Origin of the sequence: Pseudomonas sp. NBRC 111143 (assembly GCF_001320965.1) — a bacterium.
Taxonomy (GTDB): domain Bacteria; phylum Pseudomonadota; class Gammaproteobacteria; order Pseudomonadales; family Pseudomonadaceae; genus Aquipseudomonas; species Aquipseudomonas machongensis.
On sequence record NZ_BCBT01000004.1, the window covers coordinates 124,611 to 148,140 of the forward strand.

25 protein-coding genes and 1 pseudogene are annotated in these 23,530 nt (G+C 61.9%); 15 read left to right on the forward strand and 11 right to left on the reverse strand.

Annotated features, from left to right (window positions below):
• Window positions 1-390: 390 nt before the first annotated feature.
• Window positions 391-555, forward strand: a complete 165-nt coding sequence (locus APH44_RS30310) for a hypothetical protein (protein ID WP_256216353.1) — start codon at window positions 391-393, stop codon at window positions 553-555.
• A 56-nt stretch (window positions 556-611) separates the two neighbouring features.
• On the opposite strand, the gene APH44_RS03815 is transcribed toward APH44_RS30310, so the two are convergent.
• Genes APH44_RS03815 through APH44_RS03830 form a run of 4 tightly spaced genes read right to left on the reverse strand, consistent with a single transcriptional unit; the run spans window position 612 to window position 4,677 of the window.
• A complete protein-coding gene (locus APH44_RS03815) occupies window positions 612-1,382 on the reverse strand; it encodes a MetQ/NlpA family ABC transporter substrate-binding protein (RefSeq protein ID WP_054891368.1) in 771 nt (256 codons plus the stop codon).
• A gap of 26 nt (window positions 1,383-1,408) precedes the next feature.
• Window positions 1,409-2,074 (reverse strand): methionine ABC transporter permease, encoded by a 666-nt coding sequence (locus tag APH44_RS03820; protein WP_054891369.1) that lies wholly within the window; start codon window positions 2,072-2,074, stop codon window positions 1,409-1,411.
• On the reverse strand, window positions 2,071-3,444 hold the full coding sequence (locus tag APH44_RS03825; protein WP_054891370.1) for an LLM class flavin-dependent oxidoreductase: 1,374 nt from the start codon (window positions 3,442-3,444) through the stop codon (window positions 2,071-2,073). The genes APH44_RS03820 and APH44_RS03825 overlap by 4 nt, the downstream gene beginning before the upstream one ends.
• Before the next feature lie 9 nt (window positions 3,445-3,453).
• Window positions 3,454-4,677: an SfnB family sulfur acquisition oxidoreductase gene (locus APH44_RS03830; RefSeq protein ID WP_054891371.1), complete on the reverse strand. Its 1,224-nt coding sequence runs from the start codon at window positions 4,675-4,677 to the stop codon at window positions 3,454-3,456.
• Window positions 4,678-4,991: 314 nt separating this feature from the next.
• On the opposite strand from APH44_RS03830, the gene APH44_RS03835 reads away from it, so the two are divergent.
• A complete protein-coding gene (locus APH44_RS03835) occupies window positions 4,992-5,798 on the forward strand; it encodes a hypothetical protein (RefSeq protein ID WP_054891372.1) in 807 nt (268 codons plus the stop codon).
• Between the two features lie 85 nt (window positions 5,799-5,883).
• Window positions 5,884-6,381: a methylated-DNA--[protein]-cysteine S-methyltransferase gene (locus tag APH44_RS03840; protein ID WP_054891373.1), complete on the forward strand. Its 498-nt coding sequence runs from the start codon at window positions 5,884-5,886 to the stop codon at window positions 6,379-6,381.
• 4 nt (window positions 6,382-6,385) lie between these two features.
• On the opposite strand, the gene APH44_RS03845 is transcribed toward APH44_RS03840, so the two are convergent.
• Together APH44_RS03845 and APH44_RS03850 are read right to left on the reverse strand one after the other, a co-directional pair.
• Window positions 6,386-6,628: a hypothetical protein gene (locus APH44_RS03845; RefSeq protein WP_054891374.1), complete on the reverse strand. Its 243-nt coding sequence runs from the start codon at window positions 6,626-6,628 to the stop codon at window positions 6,386-6,388.
• A gap of 68 nt (window positions 6,629-6,696) precedes the next feature.
• Complete coding sequence (locus APH44_RS03850) at window positions 6,697-7,209, reverse strand: DUF3016 domain-containing protein (protein WP_054891375.1); 513 nt, start codon at window positions 7,207-7,209, stop codon at window positions 6,697-6,699.
• A 78-nt stretch (window positions 7,210-7,287) separates the two neighbouring features.
• On the opposite strand from APH44_RS03850, the gene APH44_RS03855 reads away from it, so the two are divergent.
• From APH44_RS03855 to APH44_RS03870, 4 genes and pseudogenes are all read left to right on the forward strand, one after another.
• Window positions 7,288-7,971 (forward strand): metallophosphoesterase, encoded by a 684-nt coding sequence (locus APH44_RS03855; protein ID WP_054891376.1) that lies wholly within the window; start codon window positions 7,288-7,290, stop codon window positions 7,969-7,971.
• Between the two features lie 119 nt (window positions 7,972-8,090).
• Window positions 8,091-9,196: pseudogene (locus APH44_RS03860) on the forward strand (polyamine ABC transporter substrate-binding protein).
• 34 nt (window positions 9,197-9,230) lie between these two features.
• Window positions 9,231-10,643, forward strand: coding sequence for an aminotransferase (locus APH44_RS03865; protein WP_054891377.1), 1,413 nt, complete (start codon window positions 9,231-9,233; stop codon window positions 10,641-10,643).
• Between the two features lie 53 nt (window positions 10,644-10,696).
• Window positions 10,697-11,518, forward strand: a complete 822-nt coding sequence (locus APH44_RS03870; protein ID WP_054891378.1) for a helix-turn-helix transcriptional regulator — start codon at window positions 10,697-10,699, stop codon at window positions 11,516-11,518.
• A gap of 7 nt (window positions 11,519-11,525) precedes the next feature.
• Here APH44_RS03870 and APH44_RS03875 read toward each other — a convergent pair whose 3' ends face one another.
• The gene (locus tag APH44_RS03875; protein ID WP_054891379.1) at window positions 11,526-14,381 is read right to left on the reverse strand and encodes an RHS repeat-associated core domain-containing protein; all 2,856 of its coding nucleotides are present in this window, start codon (window positions 14,379-14,381) and stop codon (window positions 11,526-11,528) included.
• A gap of 129 nt (window positions 14,382-14,510) precedes the next feature.
• Between APH44_RS03875 and APH44_RS03880 the strand changes: the two genes are divergently transcribed.
• Complete coding sequence (locus tag APH44_RS03880; RefSeq protein WP_054891380.1) at window positions 14,511-15,386, forward strand: DNA-binding protein; 876 nt, start codon at window positions 14,511-14,513, stop codon at window positions 15,384-15,386.
• 61 nt (window positions 15,387-15,447) lie between these two features.
• Entirely contained in the window at window positions 15,448-15,618 is a 171-nt protein-coding gene (locus tag APH44_RS30015; protein ID WP_177339335.1) for a DUF6021 family protein, read from the forward strand.
• A 61-nt stretch (window positions 15,619-15,679) separates the two neighbouring features.
• On the opposite strand, the gene APH44_RS03885 is transcribed toward APH44_RS30015, so the two are convergent.
• Window positions 15,680-15,931, reverse strand: coding sequence for a hypothetical protein (locus APH44_RS03885; protein WP_054891381.1), 252 nt, complete (start codon window positions 15,929-15,931; stop codon window positions 15,680-15,682).
• A 26-nt stretch (window positions 15,932-15,957) separates the two neighbouring features.
• A complete protein-coding gene (locus APH44_RS03890) occupies window positions 15,958-16,458 on the reverse strand; it encodes a DUF4142 domain-containing protein (RefSeq protein ID WP_054891382.1) in 501 nt (166 codons plus the stop codon).
• 175 nt (window positions 16,459-16,633) lie between these two features.
• Between APH44_RS03890 and APH44_RS03895 the strand changes: the two genes are divergently transcribed.
• From APH44_RS03895 to dksA, 3 genes are read left to right on the forward strand one after another with little or no spacing between them, the layout of a single operon-like run.
• Window positions 16,634-17,194: a carbonate dehydratase gene (locus APH44_RS03895; protein WP_054891383.1), complete on the forward strand. Its 561-nt coding sequence runs from the start codon at window positions 16,634-16,636 to the stop codon at window positions 17,192-17,194.
• A gap of 2 nt (window positions 17,195-17,196) precedes the next feature.
• Window positions 17,197-18,534: a dihydroorotase gene (locus APH44_RS03900; RefSeq protein WP_054891384.1), complete on the forward strand. Its 1,338-nt coding sequence runs from the start codon at window positions 17,197-17,199 to the stop codon at window positions 18,532-18,534.
• 24 nt (window positions 18,535-18,558) lie between these two features.
• Window positions 18,559-18,966 (forward strand): RNA polymerase-binding protein DksA, encoded by a 408-nt coding sequence (gene dksA / locus APH44_RS03905; protein ID WP_054891385.1) that lies wholly within the window; start codon window positions 18,559-18,561, stop codon window positions 18,964-18,966.
• On the opposite strand, the gene APH44_RS03910 is transcribed toward dksA, so the two are convergent.
• Entirely contained in the window at window positions 18,963-19,676 is a 714-nt protein-coding gene (locus tag APH44_RS03910) for an MgtC/SapB family protein (RefSeq protein ID WP_054891386.1), read from the reverse strand. The two genes, dksA and APH44_RS03910, sit on opposite strands and share 4 nt — an antisense overlap.
• 425 nt (window positions 19,677-20,101) lie before the next feature.
• On the opposite strand from APH44_RS03910, the gene APH44_RS03915 reads away from it, so the two are divergent.
• Window positions 20,102-20,566: a sterol desaturase family protein gene (locus APH44_RS03915; protein WP_054891387.1), complete on the forward strand. Its 465-nt coding sequence runs from the start codon at window positions 20,102-20,104 to the stop codon at window positions 20,564-20,566.
• Between the two features lie 12 nt (window positions 20,567-20,578).
• Here APH44_RS03915 and APH44_RS03920 read toward each other — a convergent pair whose 3' ends face one another.
• Window positions 20,579-21,472 (reverse strand): bile acid:sodium symporter family protein, encoded by an 894-nt coding sequence (locus tag APH44_RS03920; RefSeq protein ID WP_054891388.1) that lies wholly within the window; start codon window positions 21,470-21,472, stop codon window positions 20,579-20,581.
• Window positions 21,473-21,657: 185 nt separating this feature from the next.
• Here APH44_RS03920 and APH44_RS03925 point away from each other — a divergent pair, with 185 nt between their 5' ends.
• A complete protein-coding gene (locus APH44_RS03925; protein ID WP_054891389.1) occupies window positions 21,658-22,536 on the forward strand; it encodes a Dyp-type peroxidase in 879 nt (292 codons plus the stop codon).
• Between the two features lie 83 nt (window positions 22,537-22,619).
• Window positions 22,620-23,528, forward strand: a complete 909-nt coding sequence (locus tag APH44_RS03930; protein ID WP_054891390.1) for an aldo/keto reductase — start codon at window positions 22,620-22,622, stop codon at window positions 23,526-23,528.
• The last annotated feature ends 2 nt before the right edge of the window (window positions 23,529-23,530 follow it).

Sequence of the window (23,530 nt, forward strand, 5' to 3'; positions counted from 1 at the left end):
GCGTCCCTGGAGAATCCTTTCTCGGTCAATGTCGATCAGTGTCTAGAGGAACGATTCCGTGTGCTTTCACAAAACCAGAACCATGGGGGCGCTCCTGGCGCTCCTGGCGCTGCAGGGTTGCGCCAGCATCATCAGTGACTCCAAGTATCCGGTGACTGTCACGAGCAGCCCGGCGGGTGCGAATTTCGAGGTCATCAACAAATCAGGGGTGGTCGTTCATCGCGGCAGCACCCCTGGGGTCGTGACACTGATGTCGGGGGAGGGATATTTTCGCGGCCAAACCTACACGTTGCGTTTCATGAGGGAGGGGTACCCAGATCGACAGGTCGAACTCGACTCGAGTGTGGACGGTTGGTACTGGGCGAACATCTTGTTGGCGGTGTTATCGGCATGCTGATCGTCGATCCGCTGACCGGAGCGATGTACAAGTTGCCGGACGAGGTCTCGGCTGACCTTGGGCAGCCAGTGGCGGAAGCGGTGCAGGGCGCGCTTCGGATCGTCTCGATCAATGACCTTGATCCCGCGCAACGCGCCCAGCTTGTTGCCCTTCAATAAGGGGAGATTGGGCGGGGTGCAGGGAAGGTTTTATGCCCTGCACCCACGTTGCGCTGTCAGAAGCCAGGCGCGATCTGCCCTTTGTAGCGGGTCAGGATGAATTGACGCACTTCAGGGGAGTTCAGCGCTTTGGCCAGTTTCTGGATGCCGGGATCCTGGAGATTGTCCGGACGCGCCACGAGGTATTCCACGTACAGATCCTTGCCTTTTTCGACGATCAGCGCGCTGCTGGTATCGATACCTGCCTCCAGCGCGTAGTTGGCGAACACGAATGCCAGGTCCACCTGTTTCACCGAGCGCGCCAGCATTGCCCCTTCCAGCTCACGGATCTTCAACTTGTGCGGGTTGGCGACGATGTCGCGCTGGGTCGATTGCGGGTTGCTGGGGTCCTTGAGTTCAATCAGCCCGGCCTCGGCCAGCAGTACCAGGGCACGACCGGTGTTCACCGGGTCATTGGGAATGGCCACGCTGGCACCGTCCGGCAGCTCCGCGAGGTTCGTGTACTTGGCCGAATAGGCACCGAACGGCTCGATGTGCACGCCGACCACCGGGACCAGGTCGGTGTGTCGAGTCTTGTTGAAGTCGTCGAGGAAGGGACGGTACTGGTAGTAGTTTGCGTCCAGGTTCTTCTGCGCAAGCTGCAGGTTGGGCTGGATGAAGTCATTGAACACCTTGATGTCCAGGTCGACACCTTCCTTTGCCAGTACCGGTTTTACGAACTCGAGGATCTCGGCGTGGGGAACGGGGGTGGCACCGACGACCAGGTGCTCGTTGGCCTGAACGTTGAGGGCGATGACGGCAGCCAGGGTGGCGAGGATTTTCTTCATGGGAATGCTCCGAATAAGGTCGGGGATCAACGTCGGGTGAAGTGTCTGACAAGGCGATCGCCACTCATCTGCAGGGCCTGCACCAGCAGGATCAACAACAGTACGGTGACGACCATCACATCGGTCTGGAAGCGTTGGTAACCAAAACGGATGGCCAGGTCGCCCAGGCCGCCGCCACCGATCACACCGGCCATCGCCGTGTAGTCGACCAGCACGATGGCGGTGACGGTGACGGCGGCGATCAGCCCGGTACGGGCTTCGGGCAGCAGGGTGTGGCGGATGATCTGCCAGGTGCTGCCACCCATGGCCTGGGTGGCCTCGACCACGCCACGGTCGACTTCGCGCAGGGCGGTCTCCACCAGGCGCGCGAAGAACGGCGTACAGCCCACCACCAGTGGTGGAATGGTGCCGCGCACACCGAGCGAGGTGCCGACAACCAAGGTGGTCAGGGGTATCAGCACGATCAGCAGAATGATGAACGGCAATGAGCGCAGCACGTTGACCACGGCCGACATGGCCCGATAGGCCGGCGCATTGGCCAGCAGCTGGCGTTGCCCGGTGAGAAACAGCAGCACCCCCAACGGCAGCCCCAGCGCTACGGTGAAGCCCAGTGCGGCGCCAAGCATGCTCAGGGTCTCGAGGCAGGCGAGGCCGATTTCACTCCAGTCCAGGTTGGCCAACAGTGCATTCATCGCCCACGCTCCTGGCGCAACGCAGCCACCGGATGGGGCGCACGCAGGCGATCACCTTGGCCGAACAGCTTGTTGCGCAGGCTGCCTTCGGCGTACTCGCGCTTGAACAGGCCGCGAGCCTGCAGTTCCGGAACCAACAGATCGACCACGGCAACGAAGGTTTCCGGCACGACCACGCTGGACAGGTTGAAGCCGTCCACGTCGGTCTCTTCGACCCAGGCCTGCAACTGATCGGCGACGGTCGAGGGCGATCCGACCAGCAGCGGGCCGTCGCCACCCAGGCAGCAGTATTCGGCGATCTCGGCAACGGTCCAGGTCCGCGTCGGGTCGGCGCGGGTGAAGCCCTCGACCACCGACTGGATGGCTTCGCTGGGCACCTCGCGAAGAATCTGGTCGGGGCTGTAGGCAGCGAAATCGATGCCGGTCCAGCCCGACATCAGCGAGAGCGAGCCGCTGGCACTGGCGTACTCGCGGTACTCGCGCAGACGGGCCTGCGCGGCCTCGTCGGTTTCAGCGACGATCACCGTGAGCTGTTCGAGGATCAGGATGTCGGAGCCCTTGCGCCCGGCGGCGACCGCGGCGGCACGTAGATCGCTCACCTGCTTCTTCAGCACGGTCTTGCTCGGTGCGGCAACGAACACGCATTCGGCGTTTGCTGCGGCAAAGGCTCGTCCTCGGCTGGATGCCCCTGCCTGGTAGAGCACGGGTGTGCGCTGGGGCGATGGGGCGCTGAGGTGGAACCCCGGAACCTTGAAGTAGGGGCCGTCATGCTCGATGCCGTGGACTTTGCTCGGGTCGGTGTAGACACCGCTGGTACGATCGGCGCGCACGGCATCCTCGTCCCAGCTGGTTTCCCAAAGCTTGTAGCAGACCTGCAGGTATTCCTCGGCCAGCGCGTAGCGCTGGTCATGGCTCAGTTGTTCGGGCTGGCCAAGGTTGCGTGCCCCGCTGGACAGGTAGGAGGTCACGATATTCCAGCCGGCACGGCCCTGGGTCAGGTGATCGAGGGTGCTCATGCGCCGGGCGAAGGGAAAGGGATGCTCGAACGACACCGAGGCGGTGACGCCAAACCCCAGGTGGCGCGTGGCTGCGGCCATCGCCGGTACCAATTGCAGGGGGTCGTTCAACGGTACCTGGGCGCCGCTGCGCAGCGCTTCGTCGGCATTGCCGCCGTAGACGTCATAGACACCCAGCACATCGGCGAGGAACAGGCCGTCGATACAGCCGCGCTCGAGGGTCTGGGCCAGTTCGATCCAGTAGTGGATATCGGTGTAACGCGTCGCCTGGTCGCGCGGATGGCGCCACAGCCCAGGCGACAGATGCCCGACCGTGTTCATGGCGAAGGCATTGAGACGGATCTGCTTGGTCATGGCGCGGCCTCAGTTCCAGTCGTGGCGCGTGGGGCGGATACCGTTCAGGGCCCAGTTGCCGACCAAGTGGTATTTCCAGCGCACGGGGTCGTGCAGGGTATGCACCCGGGCATTGCGCCAGTGCCGGTCAAAGTTGTGCTGCAGCAACGAGGAGCGGGTCCCGCCCAGTTCGAACAGGCGATTGCTGGCCTCGATCGACACCTCCGTGGTCAGCACCTTGGCCTTGGCCACCGCCACCGAGGCAGCGGCGACGTTGTCTTCGTTCGGCGCAGGCTTGGCGGCATCCAGCACCTTGCCGGCGCGTTCGAGCAGGGCCTCGGCGGCCTCCTGGCGGATCTCCAGGGAGCCGATCTGAATGATGGTGAGCGGATCCTCGCTGGCCTTTTCAACACCGGCATCGATCCACGGACGGGCATGGTCGCGTACGAAGGCAATGGTGTCGTCCAGCGCCGCGCGGCCGATACCGGCGTCAATCGCCGCAGTGGTCAGTTGGGCGAAGGGTCCGGCGAGGGTAGGGTGCTCGTAGGAGCGGTAGCTGGGGAACAGGTTGAATGCGGGCACGCGCAATCCGTCCAGCAGCACGGTGCCGCTGGAGGTGGTGCGCTGGCCCATGCTGTTCCAGTCGTCGACGACCACCAGCCCAGGAGTGCCACGTGGCACAAAGGCCAATTGCGCCCGGTCCAGTTCGTCCAGGGCCAGGACGCCGATCCAGTGGGCATAGAGCGAGCCGGTGCAGTAGCCCTTGCGGCCGTCGATGCGGTAGCCGTCGGCTTCGGCAACCAGGCGGGTACGGATGTCCTGGACGGTCTTGCCACCGGTTTCAGACAGTGCATTGGCAAAGCGATGGCCTTTTAGCACCAGGTCGAAGAAGAAGCGGCGCTGCTCTTCGGTGCCTTGCAGGCGAATGTCTTCGAGCAGGCAGTAGTGGTTTTGTGGAATCTGGCCAAGCGAAGGGTCGGCGGCCGAGACGATGGCGATCACCTGCGCCAGGGTGGCGAAGGACACTTCGGCACCTCCGTAGGCACGTGGCACGGTGATGCCCCACAGACCGCTGTTGGAATAGGCATCGACCACATCGGCAGGGACTTCTCGACGTCGGTCACGCTCGGCAGCGCCTTCGCGCAGCAGCGCGGCGATCTGGTGGGCAACGGCGATGGCTTCGGCATCGTCGCGGATGACATGGGCATCCGGCTGGCGGATGTCGTAGGAGGCTGAGACGGCAGGCGTGGACATGGGTTCCTCGGGAAACTGTGCGTGTACACAGCTCACCGGAGCAGAAACCGTGCCAGCGGCTTTATTTCAATAAAATCAATGGTTTGAAATTGTTTTATGCGGGAGGTGTCGCCCTTTGGGCAATCAACTGTTGGCCAGGTGTTGCTGGTCAGACAGTTGCCAGGGAAACATGTCGCCGTGCATGCCGACCCGCGCTGCAGCCTCGCTTGCCTACAACATCCATCCCCTCGGGTCTGTGTAAGGGTTATGTAAAAAACCGTTTAAGAATTGTGAACAACTGTATTCTGAAAAGACCTACACCATTGGCCAGACCCATGAACCAACTTCCGTCGCAGTCAGAGGCTGCACGCGGGGCGTTCTCCAGCTTTGAGGCGTGTCGCAATACCCAGAAAGGCCCTGTGGTGATCCTGGCGTCAGGTGCGTCAGCGAAAGACTTTCCGCTCGAAGATTTTGCCAGCGTCCCGATCATCGCCATGAATGGCTCCATTTCGATGCTGGTGGGCACGGATGTGCGTCCGTTCTTCTACATTTGCACCGACAAGGATTTCTGCAACCAGCAACCCGAGCTTTTTGCCACGGCATTGCACACCAGTCCGCGACTGGCGCTGTGGCCGGAGCAGTTCGACCTGTTCGACCTGCCTGACGACACCGAGCGCTACCCGCTGCTCAAGGCTCTGGAGCCAACGTTCAGCGAATGGCTGGGGCTCGGTGATGGACGCTATGCGCGCAACCGCGCGCTGTGGAGCAAGCGGGCGCGTTCGATCGGTTTCAGCAGGAACCTGTCATACGGGTTCTTCGATGCCCGGACTGTGGCTTTTGTGGCCCTGCAACTGGCCTACCACCTGGGCTTCGATGACGTGCTACTGGTCGGCGTGGATCTGAACCAGTCGGCAGGGCGCTTTTATGAGACCAGCGGCGGCAAGCGTTCGCCCTGCGGCCTCGACCAGCATTGGGAAAGCCGTATCCTGCCGTCACTGACCCTGATGGCGCATCAAGTGGTGGGTGAGCGTTTCCGCGTTCATAACCTCTCGACCCGCTCACGCATCCCCCCGGCATTGATCCCCAGGATCGACCTGCAGCAGGCCCGCGCCCTCGCGGCGCGAGCGACGGCCGTGGTTTGAGCATTGCACGTCAAGAAAGCGGATGCAGCACGATCGCGCGATAGGTAGAGTGCCGGGGGTCGCCAGCCAGCATCAGGAGTTGCCTGTGTCCAGCGCTTTCACCCTCATGTCATCGCCAGTCGGCACCCTGACACTGGTCGCCCGTGGCGAGTGCCTGGCCGCCGTGCTATGGGAAGAGGAGCGTGCCAACCGGGTGCGCCTTGGCGAACTGCACCGTGATGACCAGGTGCCCGTACTGCGGGAAGCTGCCCGTCAGTTAGGCGAGTATTTCGCCGGCCAGCGGCAGCGCTTCGAGCTGCCGCTGGACTTCGATGGCACGGAATTCCAGCGCCAGGTGTGGGCGGCGCTGCTGACCATTCCTTTCGGCCAGACTCGCAGCTACAGCGATATCGCCCGACAGATCGGCAACCCCACGGCAGTGCGTGCGGTAGGGGCAGCCAATGGCCGCAACCCGATCTCGATCATCGCACCCTGCCATCGGGTGATCGGTGCCTCGGGCAGCCTGACAGGCTTTGCTGGCGGGTTGCCGGCAAAGCAGTATCTGCTGGCGCTCGAGGGCAGGCAGAGCCTGTCGCTGTTCTGAGCGCTCAGCTCAACCACCACGCCAATGCGCACAGCGCCAGTGCGAGTACCGAGCCTGCGAACAGGCTGTAGTGCCGATGCGCCTGTCGGGCATGGCGTTCGACCTCACGCAGGTACTGGCCGGGTGTCGGTGCATCCGGGCGATGGCGCAACCCTTCGGCGATGTCTGCCAGCCTGCCGCGAATCAGCAAACCAACCAGGTAGTAGCAGGAGGCATAGCTGGCGAATGCCAGCAGCAGGTACTTCACGGGGATCCTTCCTTGGGTGATACAAAGGGAGAGGATACCCTCAGCCGCCCGCCGTTAACCAGCGAAACTCAGGGCGCCGGCCGTGCAGCGAAGCGCTGGCGGAACCAGTCATCGAGCATGGCCCTCTCGGCATACAGGCGATCGCTGCTGCCCACGCGGCCTGGGCGGCTCAGGTACATCTTGTCGCTGACGCGTTCCTGGGCCTTGCGCTCGGGCTGGCCGGGTTGAACGAGGGTGTAGCTGAGGTCGATGGTCGGCCAGGTGATTTCGCGCATGAAACGTACGTTGTAGGCCTGACTGTTCCAGGGGTCGTAGCGGCCGGCCAGGTCGATGTCGCGGATGTCGATGTGTACTCGCTGACCGGGCTGAAGGTAGCGCTGGCCAAGTTTTTCCAGGTGCCGGGTGAGTACCTTCATCACTTCTGGGTCGGCGCCGCGCTCATAGCCGGGGCTGTTCAGGCTGGCATCGCGGAATTTTTCCGGGTGATCGAAGCTTACCTGGACCTGCGCGGGCGGGATGCCTTGTGCCATGCTGTCGTATGCCAGCACCAGCAGTGCAGCGCAGGCGAGGGTAGAGCGCATGATGCATCTCCGCGTTAGGGTCGTCGTTGTCGCGCCATTCTACGCCTGGTGCCGGCGACACAGCAGAGGAATGATGTAATGGCGCGTTTTCGGCAGCTAGCTGCCAACGACAAAGGGCGCGACTTGGCGGTCGGCGATATCCACGGGCACTTCCAACGCCTGCAGGCCGCGCTCGAGCAGGCGGCATTCGATCCCGAGGTCGATCGGCTGTTCAGTGTCGGTGACCTGGTCGACCGGGGCCCGGCCAGCGAAGAGGCCCTGAACTGGCTGGCGCAACCCTGGTTTCATGCCGTGCAGGGCAATCACGAAGCATTGGCCATCAGCCACTATCGCGGTGGCCTTGTTGATCTGGACATGTACCGTGCGGCTGGCGGGGGCTGGTTTCTCGACTTGCCCAAGGCTGAGCAGGCGCGCTTCGTCGAGCAGTTCGAGCGTCTGCCGGTCGCGCTCGAAGTACAGACTGCACACGGTTTGGTCGGCATGCTGCATGCAGACAGTCCGTTCGCCGACTGGGCTGAGCTGCGCGCCTGCCTGCAGACGAGGGACGACCCTGCCGTGCGCGAGGTCTGCCAATGGTCGCGCCGGCGCCTGAAGAGCGGCGATAGCCAACCCATCCAGGGGCTGCGTGCGCTGCTGGTCGGCCACACCCCGGTGCTCACGCACAAGGTATTGGGCAACGTGTGGCACCTGGATACCGGTGGCTGGAGCAGCGGTTTTTTCAGCCTGCTGGACATCGGTACGCTGACGCTGATCAACCAGTGACACATCTGCGACCTTCCCAAAAACGACCACCCACACATTCGGGGTATGTCTGCAGCCTGCCAGACCTCCCATAGTGACTCCATCGGCTCAATCCGGAGCAGTCACACGATGGAGTTGCTATGCGCAAGGCACTGAAGGTGATTGGCGGTCTGCTGCTGGTGTCCTCGACGGCACTGGTGCAGGCAGCGGCAGAGGGGGACAGCAGCAACACGCTCAGGCTGTACAACTGGACTGACTACATCGGTGAAACCACCTTGGCCGACTTCGAAAAGGCCACCGGCATCAAAGTGGTTTACGACACCTTCGATGGCTATGAAACGGTCCAGACCAAACTGCTCACCGGCCGCTCCGGCTACGACCTGGTCATGCTCAATGCATCGCTGGTACCGCCGCTGATCCAGGCCGGCGTATTCCAGACCCTGGACAAACAGCAACTGCCCAGTTGGCACAACCTCGACGAGCAGGTGGTCAGCAACCTGCAAGGTTACGACCCTGGCCTGAAGTACTCGGCGCCCTACACCTAGGGCAGCTCCGGCGTTACCTACAACGTCGACAAGATCAAGGCGCGCATGCCCGACGCACCGATCGGCTCGCTGGCCATGTTGTTCGACCCGGCCATTGTTTCGCGCTTCGCCGATTGCGGGGTGACTTTGATGGACGCCCCCACCGAAGTGATTCCACTGGCCCTGCAGTACCTGGGCAAGGATCCGCGCAGCGCCGCACCGGCAGATCTCAAGGCCGCCGAGCAGCTACTGCTGGGCATCCGCCCCTATATCCGCAAGTTCGACTCGGTCAACTACCTGACCAGCCTGCCCAACGGCGACGTGTGCCTGGCCTTGACCTGGTCGGGCGACTACGCCACCGCGCAGGCGCGTGCGGTGGAGGCGAAGAAGGCTATCAAGCTGGCGTTCTTCATTCCCAAGGAAGGCTCGCTGATCTGGTTCGACAACCTCTACATCCCCAAGGATGCGCCGCACGTCAGCAACGCCCATCGCTTCATCGAGTTCCTGCTGCAGCCACAGACCATGGCCAAGGTGACCAACTACATCCACTACGCAAACAGCAATGCCGCGGCCACCGCCCTGGTGCAGGCCGATATCCGCCAGGACCCGGCGATCTACCCGGACGCCAGACCCGTGAACGGCTGTTTGCGCAAAAGACCCAGACACCCAAGGACATGCGTGCGATCACGCGGGTCTGGAGCACGGTCAAGACCGGATTCTGAACACTTTCGAACGATCCTCGCCAAGGAGCTGCCCATGGCCACCTCAAGCAACGCATTCGCTATCGCCCACGACCCATTGGTGGAAGCCGACAAGGCCCATTACATGCACGGTTACCATATGTTCGACGAGCATCGCGAACAGGGCGCGCTGAACATCACCGAAGGCGAAGGCGCCTATATCCGCGATACCCAAGGCAACCGCTTCCTCGATGCCGTTGGCGGCATGTGGTGCACCAACATTGGCCTGGGGCGCGAGGAAATGGCCTTGGCCATTGCCGACCAGGTGCGCAAACTTGCCTATTCGAACCCGTTCTCGGACATGGCCAACGACGTGGCCATCGAGTTGTGCCGCAAGCTCGCGCAACTGGCGCCAGGCGACCTGGACCATGTCTTCCTTACCACAGGCGGCTCGACTGCCGTGGACACCGCCTACCGACTGATCCAGTACTACCAGAACTGCCGCGGCAAGCCGGGCAAAAAACACATCATCGCCCGCTATAACGCCTACCACGGCTCGACCACCCTGACCATGCAGATCGGCAACAAGGCTGCCGACCGGGTACCTGAATTCGACTATGCCCACGACCTGATCCACCACATCTCCAACCCCAACCCGTACCGCGCCCCGGACAACATGGACGAAGTCGAATTCCTCGACTTTCTGGTCGCCGAGTTCGAAGACAAGATTCTCTCCCTGGGGGCCGACAACGTCGCAGCCTTCTTCGCCGAACCCATCATGGGCTCGGGCGGGGTGATCATCCCGCCCGAGGGGTACTTCGCGCGCATGTGGCAGCTGTGCCAGACCTACGACATCCTGTTCGTCGCCGACGAAGTAGTGACCTCGTTCGGACGCCTGGGTACCTTTTTCGCCAGCGAAGAGCTGTTCGGTGTCACCCCGGATATCATCACTACGGCCAAGGGCCTGACGTCCGCCTACCTGCCGCTGGGTGCGTGCATCTTCTCCGAGCGTATCTGGCAGGTGATCGCCGAGCCGGGCAAGGGACGCTGCTTCACCCACGGGTTCACCTACAGCGGCCATCCAGTGTGCTGTACCGCGGCGCTGAAGAACATCGAGATCATCGAGCGGGAAAGCTTGCTGGAACACGTCAAGGATGTTGGCAGCTACCTGGAACAACGCCTGCAGAGCCTGCGCGAGCTGCCGCTGGTAGGCGATGTGCGCTGCATGAAGCTGATGGCCTGCGTCGAGTTCGTTGCCGACAAGGCGAGCAAGGCACTGTTCGACGATGCGATCAATATTGGTGAGCGCATCCACAGCAAGGCCCAGGCCAGGGGTTTGCTGGTGCGGCCGATCATGCACCTGAACGTGATGTCGCCGCCGCTGATCGTCACCCACGCCCAGGTCGACGAGATCGTCGAAACCCTGCGTCAGTGCATCCTCGAAACCGCGCGCGAACTTGCCGCGCAAGGGCTGTATCAGGGGCGATGAGCAGCCTGCAACGGGCTGTGCGTGGGGTAGCCCGGCAGGCTAGACTGCCGGGCATGACCCAGGCCTCCCCCGACACACCGCTCACCTTGACCCTCGGTGCATTGCAGCAATGGCATGCGGCGCTGCAATGCGCATTGGTTCACAGCGAATCGCCCGACGCCCTGCAGCATCTGGCGGCAGCGCTTGGACATCTGGTTGCGGTCGAATCGATGATGATCAGCCTGGAGAGCCAGGGCCAGGCGCCGCAACTGCTGTACCAGCAAGGGATTCCCCTGGTTCATCGCGATGCCGTGCTGGGTCGTTACTTTGCCGCAGGCTACCTGCTGGATCCTTTTTGCCTGGCAGTGCAGGGTGGCCTGGCCGAGGGGTTTTACCATCTGCAGGACATCGCTCCGGACAACTTCTTCGACAGCGACTACTACAAGACCTATTACCTGGGCACCGGCTGCAGCGAAGACAGCTACTACATCGCCGACCTGTGCGATGGCCGCAAGCTTTCCTTGAGCTTGTTCCAGGGGCGTAGTGGCACGCACCTCAGCCCGCAGCAGATCGACCTGCTTCGCGCGGTCGAGCCGGTGGTGCGCGAACTGCTGGGCCGCTATGCACGGCACAACCTCGAGCCGGGCAAAGTGTCACTGGAGCACGGCAGCCTGCAGGCTGCATTCGACAGCTTCGGTTGCGAGGTGCTGACCGATCGCGAGCGTGAAGTCGCACACATGATCCTGCGTGGCCATTCGGTCAAATCCACTGCGTTGGAGCTGGGTATCTCGCCTGAAACCGTGCGCATGCACCGCAAGAATCTCTATCTGAAGCTTGGCATCAACTCGCAGTCGGAACTTTTCGCTCGGTTCATCGATTGGTTACGCCAAGCTTGAACATGCTTCAACTTTGCCAAGGGCGCCACAGTTTTGAGGGTTTGGGTTTGACATGGATGATGAAGCTATCGCCCGCCCGGGTGACTTTTCTAGCTTCTAGATTAAAAACATCCATGAGCCTCCTGGCGCTTTTCCCATTTGGCGTATTCCAAAGAAATGGTTGTCGTAAGGGCGTTCCAGACTGGGCGGCTTCATTCATGACCTTGAGCGTTTCTTGATTGATGACAGTGTCATGGATGATTATGTTTGGGCTTCGGTCAAATTTTTCTCGCTCTGAGACTGCGTCATACTGCAGTTTAGCAACATCGCTGGCAAAGTAATGCTTGTGGCGTGGGTCTTTAAAAATTGCATAAACTATCCATGCCCTGGGGAAATAGTCACTTTGAAATATATCGCCCTCAATGTTTGTGGAGATGAAATTTCCGGATTGGCGAACCTGCGCATTGCCTTTGATCCAGTTCATTCGAATTTGCATGGCAGGATCGATGTCCAGTGAAGAGGTCCAGCTCTGTTGGGGGTTGCTGGGGGCGGGCACCGATGTTGTCGCTGCGATCTCGGCGGGGGGTGTCGGTGCCGGAGGTTCGACTGATTTCACGTATGTCATGGCATCTTTGGCAGGCCCGAAGTCATTATTAATCCCGCTGATGATATATGCGGCGAGGTCTCTCGGGTCTGGATCCGTTTCCTGGACGAGCTCCAATATCGCCAATACAACATTGCGGTCGATGTCACGCAGTTTTTCGGCAAGGGTTTCTATTTGGGCTTCTTCCGGCCACTCCCATATCCGTCCATCACGATCCATGCCCGAGCACGGATTATTCCTGAGCATACGGAATAGATTTAGCCCATCCGCCGTGCCTGCCGGGTCTGCACTCAGCCAGCGTCCAACCCAAGGCTGACAGTACCGATAACCGTAGTAATACAGCCCCGTCGCATCCCGCTCCTTGCCCGAATAACGGAGGGTTTTGTATTTCGCCTCGGTCTGACTTCGTGTTGTCAGCACGGATGTGCCGCCATACGGATAGTATTCCTCTCGACTGATGAGGTTGCCGCTGCCATCTAATTCCAACCCGCTACTGCCCGTGAGGTTGTCGTAGCTGTAACGTATCTGGTCGTTGCCGATGTCGGTCGGTTTACCGATCTCCCAGTGCAGCACCCGAACTTGCGAGCGGCCAGCCTCGCCTACGGTGATTACCTGCAAACTCTGCATTTGCGTATCGCCAGACGCGTGAAACTTCAGTTCCAGTCCCGAAAGGTACAGTGTGCGATATATCTGTAGATTGCTGTTTGTTTTTTGTACGCTGACTTTAAGGATGCGCTGGCTATTCGAGTCATAGCGGTAGTGCTCACTGTCATCAGCGCCGCCCGCGCGTACCACAGGCGTCACCTTCAGCAGTTCGTTACGTGGTGTCCAGGTGAGGCTCTGACCTGGCTGAAGCTGAGTCTGTTGGCCACCGGTCCTGAACAGCGCATCCACGTCTGCGGCCTTGTCGGCCAAGGTGCTCAATACGGCTCGGTTACTGCGGTTGCTTGTGGTGATTTTCGTCGTGTAACCGCTGCCTGTGGCTGGATCGTGGCGTATCCGCGTCAAGTTGCCAGCGATGTCGTAAGTATAGGTGCGTAGATAACCGGTATAGGCAGAGTCGTCGGGGGAGGGCGGTATAGTAGCGGGCGGGAGATTGCAGCCCTGCTGGCCGGCGTTGGCCATTTCACGTCCAGTGGCGCTGACCAGTTGGTACAGGCTGTCATAGCGGTAACTATTCTGCGGCTGCACTTTCTGGTTGCGCCAGAAGCGCGTCTGTCCGGCGTTGTCGCTGACTTTCAGGACGTTACCCACCGGATCGTACGCATAGCGCAGGTCCTGCAGCATCTTCGCCCCTAGCACATGTCCTTTCGGGCGCTCCGTTCTGATCTCGCTGAGACGCTGCTTATAGGGTTCATGGGAATAAGCGGTCACCACGCCGTTACCGTGCTCCTCGCGCCGCTTCTGTCCCGCAGCCGAGTAAGCCAGCGCTTTCACTATGACCTGCTCGGTGCCGTCTTTCATTGTCAGCCAGCTGCCTGCGAGCAAGCCCGCCACGTCGTACGCCACTCGCTGCACATTCCCTTTTGCATCCGTAGTGGCCAATACAGCTGCGCAGGCGTCCGCAGTGGTCAGGGTGGTATGGCGTTCTCCCTCTGCGGCGAGCAGGTCATTCCAGTTGCAGGATGCTTGCCCCTTCCAGTTGGGGGGCATCTGCGCCTCACCCGACTCCTTCAGCAGGCGGCGGGTCAGGGACAGCGCGATGCCGGTGAGTGCCATCTTGTCGGTTTGCACCAGCCCCGCAGTATCGTAGTGACTGACGCATCGTCCGGCCAGATTCAGGCCTTTCCGCGCCTGCGAATTACTGCCATGGACAAAACGTTCAGTGATACAGGCAGCTTCGCCGCTGACCTGTTCTGTCAGGCTCAGTGGCCGCCCTGGGAGGGTACGGCCCTCATACTGCCAAGTGCGTGTCACCGACTGACTGTTGTCCTGTGTACCGCCAATGTCGGTGCTGAGGTTACTGACCGTGACGAGTGGGCGTCCTGCCGTGTCGCTCAGATTAAGGGTGGTGCCGTTATCCGCACCTTTTGTGTACAGGAACCCACCGTTCAGGTGCCTGAGATAGATGAAGTTGAACAGCCCGACGTCGTGCAGGCGAGGATCGGTACTGCTCATCAGAAAGCCTTGAGGGGCGTACCGATGGCGGGTAAGACGCTGGTGCTTGATATCTGGGGTGTCGGGGTGGCGATGGTGGGCGATGTCGCGCACCGGCAGTCCCCGGTTGTCGAGGGCTATGACACTTGGGGTGCCGTCGAATAGCAAAGGCAAAGGGCTCATCGGTGCTCTCCAATCCCTGAGATACAGCCAACTGAATGATGAAGGGAATTGTAGAGCAGGCTGGCGGCTATGCTCGGCAATTGGTACTGTTACGGGCTACATACCACGGTACGAAATCCAGGAGCGAACATGGCCCGCGGCGGTATCGACAAGGCGGCAGTACAGCAGGCACGGCAAGCGCTGATCGCCCGGGGCGAGCATCCGAGTATTGATGCAGTACGTATCGAATTGGGTAACACCGGTTCGAAAACCACCATTCATCGCTACATGCGCGAGCTCGAAGCGCTGCAACCGCTGGCTGACAAGCGTTCACCGGCCCTCAGCGACACGCTGGGGCGTTTCGTCGGCCAACTGGCCGAGCAGTTGCGCGAGGAAGCAGGGGCCCGTATTCGCGACGCGCAGGCGGTGTTCGATGAACAGCGCGGCCAATTGCAGGCGCAGTTGCAACTTGCCCAGCAAGCACTCGCGGCTGCTCACCAGCAACAACAGATTCAGGCCAGCGCCCTTGCGGCGGAGTCGGAAAAGCTCGAGACAGCGCTGAGCACTCTGCAGGCCGAGCAACTGCGCAGCGCCAGCCTCAACCAATCCCTGGGCGAACTGCGGCTCAGGCTGACCGACAAGGACGAGCAGTTGCAGCAGTCGCAAGGGGAATTGCGTCAGTTGCAGCAGGACGCGATCGCCCGCCAGGAAGAACTGACACACATGCACCGTGAGAATGAGCGCCTGCTGACCGAATACCGACAGGCCAGCGCCCAGCACAAACAACTCGACGAACAATTGGAGCAGCGCGATGCCCAGGTTCAAGGGCTGCGCTCGATCCTGGCCCAGGCGCAGGGGGCGAGCGAGGAGGTGCGCCGGCAGTTGGACAGCGAGCGTCAGGCGCTGGTGGGCCAGCGTGACATCTGCGCCGAACAGATGCGCCTGATCGAGCGCCTGCAGGATCGTCTGATACTCAGTGAGGCGCGCTGTGCGCAGCTCGAGACCTTCCAGGCAAAGGGCGCGTAGATAAATCAAACTTCGCCAGGCCCGCGCTTTCTTCTGTAGACACCGTTACGGAGAACGCACCATGAGCGAACAGAAACGTCCACACCCCGCGCAAGGGCCTCACTCATCCGACAAGGCGTCCAGCAAGCAGGACCTGGGCTTTGATCCGGACTCCCCTGACCTGGAGGATCCGCAAGTCGACCCGCAAGGTCCGGCAAAGCCACCTCGCGATCACGAGAAGAAAGGTAAGTAATCCATTCATGATCCCGGGCGTGCGCACGCGGCAGCAAGTGCCGCGCCCGCAGCCCGAGGGTTCAGCTGTCGAGCTGACGCGCCGCGTCTACGCCGGCACTGGACAACTTGATTGGATAACGCACGCTGATCTGGTGATCGGCATCGACATTGACGCTGCCATCATGGATCAAGCCGGCCTCCTGAAGCGTCTTGAGCATGCCGGCCACGGCCTTTTCGCCGCGGTAGTTGTCCAGTACTTCCTTACCCAGACCTTCAGGGTGGGCATGCAGTAGCCGAGTCAGTACTTCGGCGCGCAGAGCATCATTACTCATATCAAGCCTCTCTGATTACCTGTGGATCACTTGCCGTGCTTGGCCTGAAGCTGTTTGGCATGCTCCAGGTGCTTCTCGAGGGTGGGCAGGGTTTCGCTGGCGAAGGCCTTGAGCTCCGGCTTGTCGGACGATGCGGCTTCCTTCTTGAACAGCTCCACGGCTTTCTCGTGGGCATCGACCTGATTGTTGACATAGGACTTGTCGAACGACTCGTCGCGCCATTCCAGGATCATCTTCTTGACCTTGTCGGTGAGCGCAGCCTCGTCAGGCACTCTGATATCCAGCTTGCCGGCGATATCACCGAGTTTCTGGTTGGCCTGGGTGTGATCGGTGACCATCTGCTGGGCGAAGGTCTTGATCTCGGCATCCTTGCTCTTTTCCAGCGCCAGGTTGCCGGTTACGACTTCAGCGATACCGGCCTCGGTCGCGGCATCGACGAAGTCGTCGGATGAAGCGGCCATCACCTGCATCGAGGCAAGGCCCATGGCCATGCACAGACCGGCTCGCTTGAGGAACAGAGTATTCATGTGTCTCTCCTTGTCCGTGGTCGCGACATCGGTGTCGCAGACGGTTGAGCGTCGGTCGGCGGCGAAAGTTTGAAATTTCTCACCGGCGTCATGCTCGGCGGGAGGGGAAGGGGGTTGCAAGTAAACTGTTATAACGTAACATTTACGTGAATCAGCCTGCCTCAGGAAACGCACCGTGATCCGCAGAAACCCTTCCGGCCACCTCCCGCAAATCGCCGAATCGGCCTACATCGACAAGACCGCGATCATCTGCGGCAAGGTCATCATCAAGGACAATGTGTTCGTCGGCCCCTACGCGGTCATTCGCGCCGACGAGGTAGACGCCACCGGGGACATGGAGCCGATCGTCATTGGTGCCAACTCCAACATCCAGGATGGCGTGGTCATCCACTCCAAATCCGGCGCGGCGGTGAGTATCGGTGAATACACCTCCATCGCCCACCGCTCAATCGTGCATGGCCCCTGCGTGGTCGGTGATCGGGTGTTCATCGGTTTCAACAGCGTGCTGTTCAATTGCCGCGTGGGTGATGGCAGCGTCGTGCGTCACAACTCGGTGGTCGATGGTCGCGACCTGCCGGAGCGCTTTTACGTACCGCCCACCGAACATATCGGCCCACACACCGATCTTGACCGTTACCCACCGGTCAGCGTGTCAGCCTCGGAGTTCTCCGAGGATGTCGCCCGCACCAACATCGACCTGGTGCAGGGCTACAAGGCCCTGCAGAACGAGTTCTGATCATGGCCGACTTGCTGATACGCAACGCACGGCTGGTCAACGAAGGGCGCGAGTTCGAGGCTGACCTGCTGGTCGCCCGCGGGCGCATCGACAAGATCGCCGCGAGCATCGAAGGCGTGCGCGCTAAAGTCGAGATCGATGCGCAAGGGCAATGGTTGGTGCCGGGAATGATCGATGACCAGGTGCACTTTCGTGAACCCGGGGCAGAGCACAAGGGGAACATTGCCAGTGAGTCGCGGGCTGCGGTGGCGGGCGGCATTACCAGTTTCATGGACATGCCCAACACCGACCCGCCAACCCTCACCACCGCGGCGCTGGCCGACAAGAAACGTCGCGCGGCGGCCAGCTCGCAGGCCAACTACGGCTTTCACTTCGGCGTCAGTCGCGACAACCTGGACACCATCGCCGCGCTCGACCCGCGTGAAGTCGCCGGGGTCAAGGTGTTCATGGGCGCGTCCACCGGCAACATGCTGGTGGACGACCCGCAGGTGCTCGAGCGGCTATTCATCTATTGCCCGACCATCCTGCTGGCCCACTGCGAACACACCCCGAGCATCCTGGCCAACGAGACGCTGTGGCGGGAGCGCCATGGCGAATTCATTCCAGCGGCCGCTCACCCGCTGATTCGCGATGCCGATGCCTGCTATCGCTCCTCGTCAATGGCCGTGGACATGGCCAGGCGTTTCGGCACGCGCCTGCATGTGCTGCATCTGACCACCGCGCGCGAACTCGCACTGTTCGCCCCAGGTCCCGTCCACAACAAGCACATTACCGCCGAGGTCTGCGTGCATCACCTGCTGTTCGATGACAGCGACTATGCGCAACTCGGCCATCTGATCAAATGCAACCCGGCCATCAAGACTCGTGCCGACCGCGATGCACTGCGCCAGGCGCTGGCCGGCGACGTGATCGACGTGATTGGCACCGATCATGCTCCGCACACGCTCGAGGAAAAGCGCCGAGTCTATGGTCGCGCGCCCTCGGGCCTGCCACTGGTGCAGCATGCCTTACCAGCCGCGCTGGAGCTGGTCGGCGAGGGCGTGCTGAGCCTGACCCAGGTAGTCGACAAGACCAGCCACGCAGTGGCCCGCCTGTTCGCCATCCGCGAGCGCGGTTTTCTGCGCGAAGGCTACTGGGCCGACCTGGCGCTGGTCGAGCGCCTGGCGCAACCGCGCCCGGTCGCCGACGACCCGATCCTGTCCCGCTGTGGCTGGACACCCTTTCAGCATCGACGCCTGCGGCATGTGGTGCGCACCACCGTGGTATCCGGCCAACTCGCCTGGCATCAGGGCCAGGTGCAGCCACGCTGTCAGGGCCTGCCGCTGATGTTCGATCGATGACCCTTTATTGCACGAGTGTGCCCCATGACTGAAGAAGACTTGCTCGGCCAGCCGGCCGAGGCCTACATGAACGAACCCCAGCGCCAGTACTTTCGTAACCTGTTGCTGGGGCAGCGGGTGGAGTTGCAGGAGCGTATAGAGCAGGATTTCCAGGCGCTGCGCGAGCAGGAAGTGCACAGCGATCCGGCCGACCTGGGCAGTGCCGAGGAGGAGCGGCATTGGCAGTTGCGCACCCTTGAGCGGGAAAAGCGCCTGCTGGACAAGATCGACCAGGCGCTCGAGCGCCTGGCCAAGGGGGATTATGGCTGGTGCGAAGAGACCGGCGAGCCGATCGGTCTGCGCCGCCTGCTGCTGCGTCCGACCGCGACCCTGTGCATCGAGGCCAAGGAGCGGCAGGAACTCAGAGAGCGGCATTTGCGCGACGATGCTTAATCGACTTCTACCGCTTGGGCATGGAGTTGCCAGCGCACCGAGCTGACGCCTTTCTCCAGGCTCACTCGGCTGACCAGGCGCTCGAGTTGTGTGGGCGCCTGTGGGGTGCCCAGCAGTTCGGCGCGTACTTCCAGGCGCAGCGGGTCGTGAAGGTCTTCGCTGTGCAGCGACTGCAGGCGCAGGCCTGGGTCACTGAGGCTGTGCAGCATCAGGCTGCGTACCTGGATCTCGTCTTCGGCCCGGCAGACGATGCGCACCTCGAAGCGCTGCTCAACTTCACTGGCGGGCACCACGTCCTGACGGTCCAGGCGCTGGGCGATGTCGCGCAACAGGATGTTGGCACACAGCACCACCAGGCTGCCCAGAGTGGCCTCCAGCAACAGCCCCAGGCTGCACAGCACACCAATGGCCGCGGTGCACCAGAGCGTGGCAGCCGTGTTCAGGCCGCGCACGTTGAAACCATCACGCATGATCACGCCACCGCCGAGAAAGCCGATCCCGGACACGACATATGCGGCGATACGCGAGGCGTCGCTGGGCTCCATGCCAGGTACCGCCTGGGTCATCAGCACGAACAGGCAGGCACCGGTGCTGACCAGTGCATTGGTGCGAAGGCCGGTCAGGCGCTGGCGCAGTTGACGTTCGGCGCCGATCAGGGCGCCGAGTACGAGGGCCACGCTGACGCGCAGCAGAAATACTTTCCAATCCATAGCAAACCTCTTTCCACGGGCAATGGCCCGCGCATGCGCCACTGGCAAGCGTGACGCCGATGAAATGAATGAGCGCGCAGGACCACGACACTCGCCGGCATGAGCTGGCTGAGCGAGAAAGAAGAGGGGAGATCTGCCTTTGCAGGCGAGATGGACCGCCGTCTACCGTATTCGGCAAGACAGCGGCAGGAATGCTGCCGGACTAGCTTGCCGTGTGGACCTGTCGCAATCGACTGGGGCTACTGTCCAATGCAGGACTCCTGTAGGGGATGCATAAGTGCGTCGCGGACCTTACGCCTGCAGTCGCGCAGAATCAAGGCCGAATTCATGACAATTGCTTCATTGCCGAAACCTCCTACCGTTTCCGGTGCGTTCGTCAGCGGTGGTAACCTTGGCGCCTTTCACCATCTACGCCGGACTGTCCCATGCTGTTCAACATCGCCGTGCTGCTCGCCACGTTGGTGGCAATGGAGGGTGTCGGTACGCTGGCCCACAAGTACGTCATGCACGGCTGGGGCTGGTGGCTGCATCGCTCGCACCATGAGCCGCACCTGGGTGTACTCGAGACCAATGACCTCTACCTGGTGGCGCTGGCCCTGATCGCGGCTGGTCTGATAGCGCTGGGCAAGGCCGGCTACGCGCCCCTGCAGTGGGTCGGCGCAGGTGTAGCGGGCTATGGTGTGCTGTACGTGCTGGCCCACGACGGTTTCTTCCATCGGCATTGGCCGCGTAAACCCAAACCCATGCAGCGCTACCTCAAACGCCTGTACCGGGCGCACCGGCTTCATCACGCGGTAAAAGGGCGCGAAGGTAGCGTGTCGTTCGGTTTCTTCTACGCGCCACCGCTGCGCGAGCTCAAGCGCCAGTTGCGCGCGCGGCGAGGTGATTGAGTCGCGCAGGATTCAATTCGCGGTTTCCTGCGCGGCAATGGCTTCTTTGTGTCCCCGACTCACCCACCAACCAAAGGCGGCGGCCGTGAAGAACATGATCAGGCTGTAGATCGCTGCCGGCACGGCCATGGTGGCGTTGTTCAGCAGGCTGGGGCTCAGCGCCAGCGCGATGGCCAAGGTGCCATTGTGAATGCCGATCTCCATGCCGATGGCAATTGCCTGGCGTTTCGGGATGCGCAACAGGCGCGGCACCCAATACCCCAGCCCCAGGCTGATCACGTTGAACAGCAGCGCGGCGACCCCCACCACCGGCGCGTACTCCACCACCGTCTGCCAGTCCTTGGCCAGTGCCAGGACGATGGTGAAGGCCAGGAACAACGCCGCTACCAGCTTCATCGGCTTCTCCATCCGCGCAGCAAAACCCGGTGCGTAGCGGCGGATCAGCATGCCCAGGCCCACAGGCAGCAAGACGATGGCGAAGACCTGCATGACCTTGGCGAATTGCAGCGGAATGGCCTGGTCCGACTCCATGAAGTAGATCAGCGACAGGTTGACCAGCAGTGGCATGGTGAGGATGGCGATCAGCGAGTTGACCGCCGTCAGCGTGATGTTCAGTGCCACGTCGCCATGTGCCAGGTGGCTGAACAGGTTCGCGGTAGTCCCGCCCGGCGATGCGGCCAGGAGCATCAGGCCCACTGCCAGCGCGGCCTCCAGGCCAAACCCGTTGGCGATCAGGAAGCAGATGAGCGGCAGCAACAGGATCTGACAGGCCAGGCCGACCAGCACGGGCTTGGGATACTTCACCACTCGGGCGAAGTCGGCGAGGGTCAGCGACAACCCCAGGCCCAGCATGATGATGCCCAGGGCGATGGGCAGGAAGGCAGTCAGCAAAGGGGAGGCGGTCATCGGCATGCTCGTGGGCGAGGGATTCCGGAGAGTGTAGGCAGGCTCCATCGATCAGCTAATCGCAAAGTGCCAGCCTTTGGTAACTGATTATTTCCGGATGAGCCGCACCTCGCCGCGACCTGACGCGTTGCGATGGGCTGCCGAGCACAGTAGGATTCGCGCTTTTGCCGAAGGATTAGCTCGTCATGTCGTTCCAGCAAGGTCTGCTCGCCACTCCGGTGCCGGCCCACGCCCGTCACCTGTTCTTTGCCCTGCATACGGGGGAGGCGCTGCCTGCCGTTCTGGATGCCTTGTTGCAGCAAGTCGATGGCCACAGCCTGATCCTGGCCGTCGGCGCGCCGCTGGCCAAGGCACTGGGGCGCGATGTCCCGGGCTTGCGCAGCTTCCCGCAGCTGGACGCGGCGGTCGAAAACCCGGCCACCCAGCATGCACTGTGGCTCTGGTTGCGTGATGACGCGCGTGGTGATCTGTTCCTGCGTGCCCAAGCCCTGGAGCAGTCCCTGGCGCCGGCATTCACGCTGGTCGACAGTGTCGATGGTTTTCTGCACCACGGCGGACACGACCTGACCGGCTATGAAGACGGCACCGAAAACCCGCGGGACAACGATGCTGTCGACGCAGCCATCGTGGCGGGCGAGCAAGCGGGCCTGGCAGGTTCCAGTTTCGCTGCGTTCCAGCTGTGGAAACACGACCTCAACTATTTCAAGTCGCTGCCTCAGCCAGAGCAGGACGACATCATTGGCCGTCGCCTGAGCGACAACGAGGAACTGGAAGACGCGCCGGAGTCGGCCCACGTCAAGCGTACCGCGCAGGAAAGCTATGACCCCGCGGCCTTCATGGTGCGCCGTTCGGTGGCCTGGGCCGACAACCGTGGCGCAGGGCTGGCTTTCGTTGCCCTGGGCCGCTCGTTCGATGCCTTCGAAGTCCAGCTGCGGCGCATGAGTGGCCTGGAAGATGGCGTGGTCGATGCCTTGTACCGCTTCAGCCGACCACTGACCGGCGGCTACTACTGGTGCCCGCCAATGGGGGCTGAAGGCCTGGACCTGCGCCTGTTGCTCGGTTAAATATCCCGATACAGAATCGCTGCGCATCGCGGGGTAGAGCGACTAGCCTTGAAGGTTTACCCCTGTAAACGGGAGCCTCCTTCATGTACGCACGTCGCGATGTCCTGCGGGCCAGCGCCGCGCTTGGCGCGCTGGCCCTGAGCCCTTGGCTGCGCGCCGAGTCCGGCAGCGGCCTGCTGACCCGCAAGATCCCCTCGACCGGGGAGGCCCTGCCGGTCATCGGTGCCGGCACTTCCGGCAGTTTCGAGGTCCAGGCCGGCTCTGCCCAGTACCAACAGCTCAAGGCTGTGCTCGAGGCGTTCTTCAAAGGCGGCGGCAAAGTCATCGACACCTCGCCCAACTACAGCGGTGCCGACGCTATTCTCGGCCAGTTGCTGGAGGAGGGCGGCTGGCACCACCAGTGCTTCATCGCCACCAAGATCGCCGCCGACAGCCGCGACGCCGCCGAACGGCAATGGGCGCAAAGCCTGTCCAGCCTGCGCACCGACAAGGTCGACTTGCTGCAGATCCACAACCTGCGCGACTGGCAGACCCAGCTCCCCTATGCCCGGGAGTTGAAGCAGCAAGGCAAGACGCGCTATGTGGGCATCACTCACTATCTCAACAGTGGCCAGGATGAGGTGGCGCGCATCGTGCGCAACGAGCCGCTGGATTTCATCCAGATCAACTACTCGGTGAACGCCCCGGATGCCGCGCGCGATCTGCTGCCGCTGTGCCAGGACAAAGGCGTCGCGGTGCTGGTCAACCGTGCTTTCGACGATGGCCGGCTGTTCGCCCGGGTCAAAGGTCAGGCATTGCCGGGGTGGGCGGCCGAGGCGGGTATCGGCAGCTGGGCGCAGATGTTCCTGAAGTTCGCCATCAGTCATCCGGCGGTGACCACAGTAATTCCTGCGACCGGCCGACCGGACCGTCAGCTTGACCAGCTCAAGGCGGGCAGCGGGCCGCTGCTGAGCGAAGCCCAGCGCCAGGCGCTGATCAAGCAATTTGCCTGACG

Excerpts from the sequence above, each read along its gene's own strand:
- APH44_RS03835 (WP_054891372.1), top strand. The coding sequence starts at position 4,992 with ATGAACCAACTTCCGTCGCAGTCAGAGGCTGCACGCGGGGCGTTCTCC.
- APH44_RS03870 (WP_054891378.1), top strand. The coding sequence starts at position 10,697 with ATGACCCAGGCCTCCCCCGACACACCGCTCACCTTGACCCTCGGTGCA.
- APH44_RS03815 (WP_054891368.1), bottom strand. The coding sequence starts at position 1,382 with ATGAAGAAAATCCTCGCCACCCTGGCTGCCGTCATCGCCCTCAACGTT.
- APH44_RS03825 (WP_054891370.1), bottom strand. The coding sequence starts at position 3,444 with ATGACCAAGCAGATCCGTCTCAATGCCTTCGCCATGAACACGGTCGGG.
- APH44_RS03920 (WP_054891388.1), bottom strand. The coding sequence starts at position 21,472 with ATGACCGCCTCCCCTTTGCTGACTGCCTTCCTGCCCATCGCCCTGGGC.
- APH44_RS03910 (WP_054891386.1), bottom strand. The coding sequence starts at position 19,676 with ATGGATTGGAAAGTATTTCTGCTGCGCGTCAGCGTGGCCCTCGTACTC.
- APH44_RS30015 (WP_177339335.1), top strand. The coding sequence starts at position 15,448 with ATGAGCGAACAGAAACGTCCACACCCCGCGCAAGGGCCTCACTCATCC.
- APH44_RS03890 (WP_054891382.1), bottom strand. The coding sequence starts at position 16,458 with ATGAATACTCTGTTCCTCAAGCGAGCCGGTCTGTGCATGGCCATGGGC.
- APH44_RS03830 (WP_054891371.1), bottom strand. The coding sequence starts at position 4,677 with ATGTCCACGCCTGCCGTCTCAGCCTCCTACGACATCCGCCAGCCGGAT.
- APH44_RS03885 (WP_054891381.1), bottom strand. The coding sequence starts at position 15,931 with ATGAGTAATGATGCTCTGCGCGCCGAAGTACTGACTCGGCTACTGCAT.
- APH44_RS30310 (WP_256216353.1), top strand. The coding sequence starts at position 391 with ATGCTGATCGTCGATCCGCTGACCGGAGCGATGTACAAGTTGCCGGAC.
- APH44_RS03820 (WP_054891369.1), bottom strand. The coding sequence starts at position 2,074 with ATGAATGCACTGTTGGCCAACCTGGACTGGAGTGAAATCGGCCTCGCC.
- APH44_RS03850 (WP_054891375.1), bottom strand. The coding sequence starts at position 7,209 with ATGCGCTCTACCCTCGCCTGCGCTGCACTGCTGGTGCTGGCATACGAC.
- APH44_RS03915 (WP_054891387.1), top strand. The coding sequence starts at position 20,102 with ATGCTGTTCAACATCGCCGTGCTGCTCGCCACGTTGGTGGCAATGGAG.
- APH44_RS03855 (WP_054891376.1), top strand. The coding sequence starts at position 7,288 with ATGGCGCGTTTTCGGCAGCTAGCTGCCAACGACAAAGGGCGCGACTTG.
- APH44_RS03900 (WP_054891384.1), top strand. The coding sequence starts at position 17,197 with ATGGCCGACTTGCTGATACGCAACGCACGGCTGGTCAACGAAGGGCGC.
- dksA (WP_054891385.1), top strand. The coding sequence starts at position 18,559 with ATGACTGAAGAAGACTTGCTCGGCCAGCCGGCCGAGGCCTACATGAAC.
- APH44_RS03865 (WP_054891377.1), top strand. The coding sequence starts at position 9,231 with ATGGCCACCTCAAGCAACGCATTCGCTATCGCCCACGACCCATTGGTG.
- APH44_RS03925 (WP_054891389.1), top strand. The coding sequence starts at position 21,658 with ATGTCGTTCCAGCAAGGTCTGCTCGCCACTCCGGTGCCGGCCCACGCC.
- APH44_RS03930 (WP_054891390.1), top strand. The coding sequence starts at position 22,620 with ATGTACGCACGTCGCGATGTCCTGCGGGCCAGCGCCGCGCTTGGCGCG.
- APH44_RS03880 (WP_054891380.1), top strand. The coding sequence starts at position 14,511 with ATGGCCCGCGGCGGTATCGACAAGGCGGCAGTACAGCAGGCACGGCAA.
- APH44_RS03875 (WP_054891379.1), bottom strand. The coding sequence starts at position 14,381 with ATGAGCCCTTTGCCTTTGCTATTCGACGGCACCCCAAGTGTCATAGCC.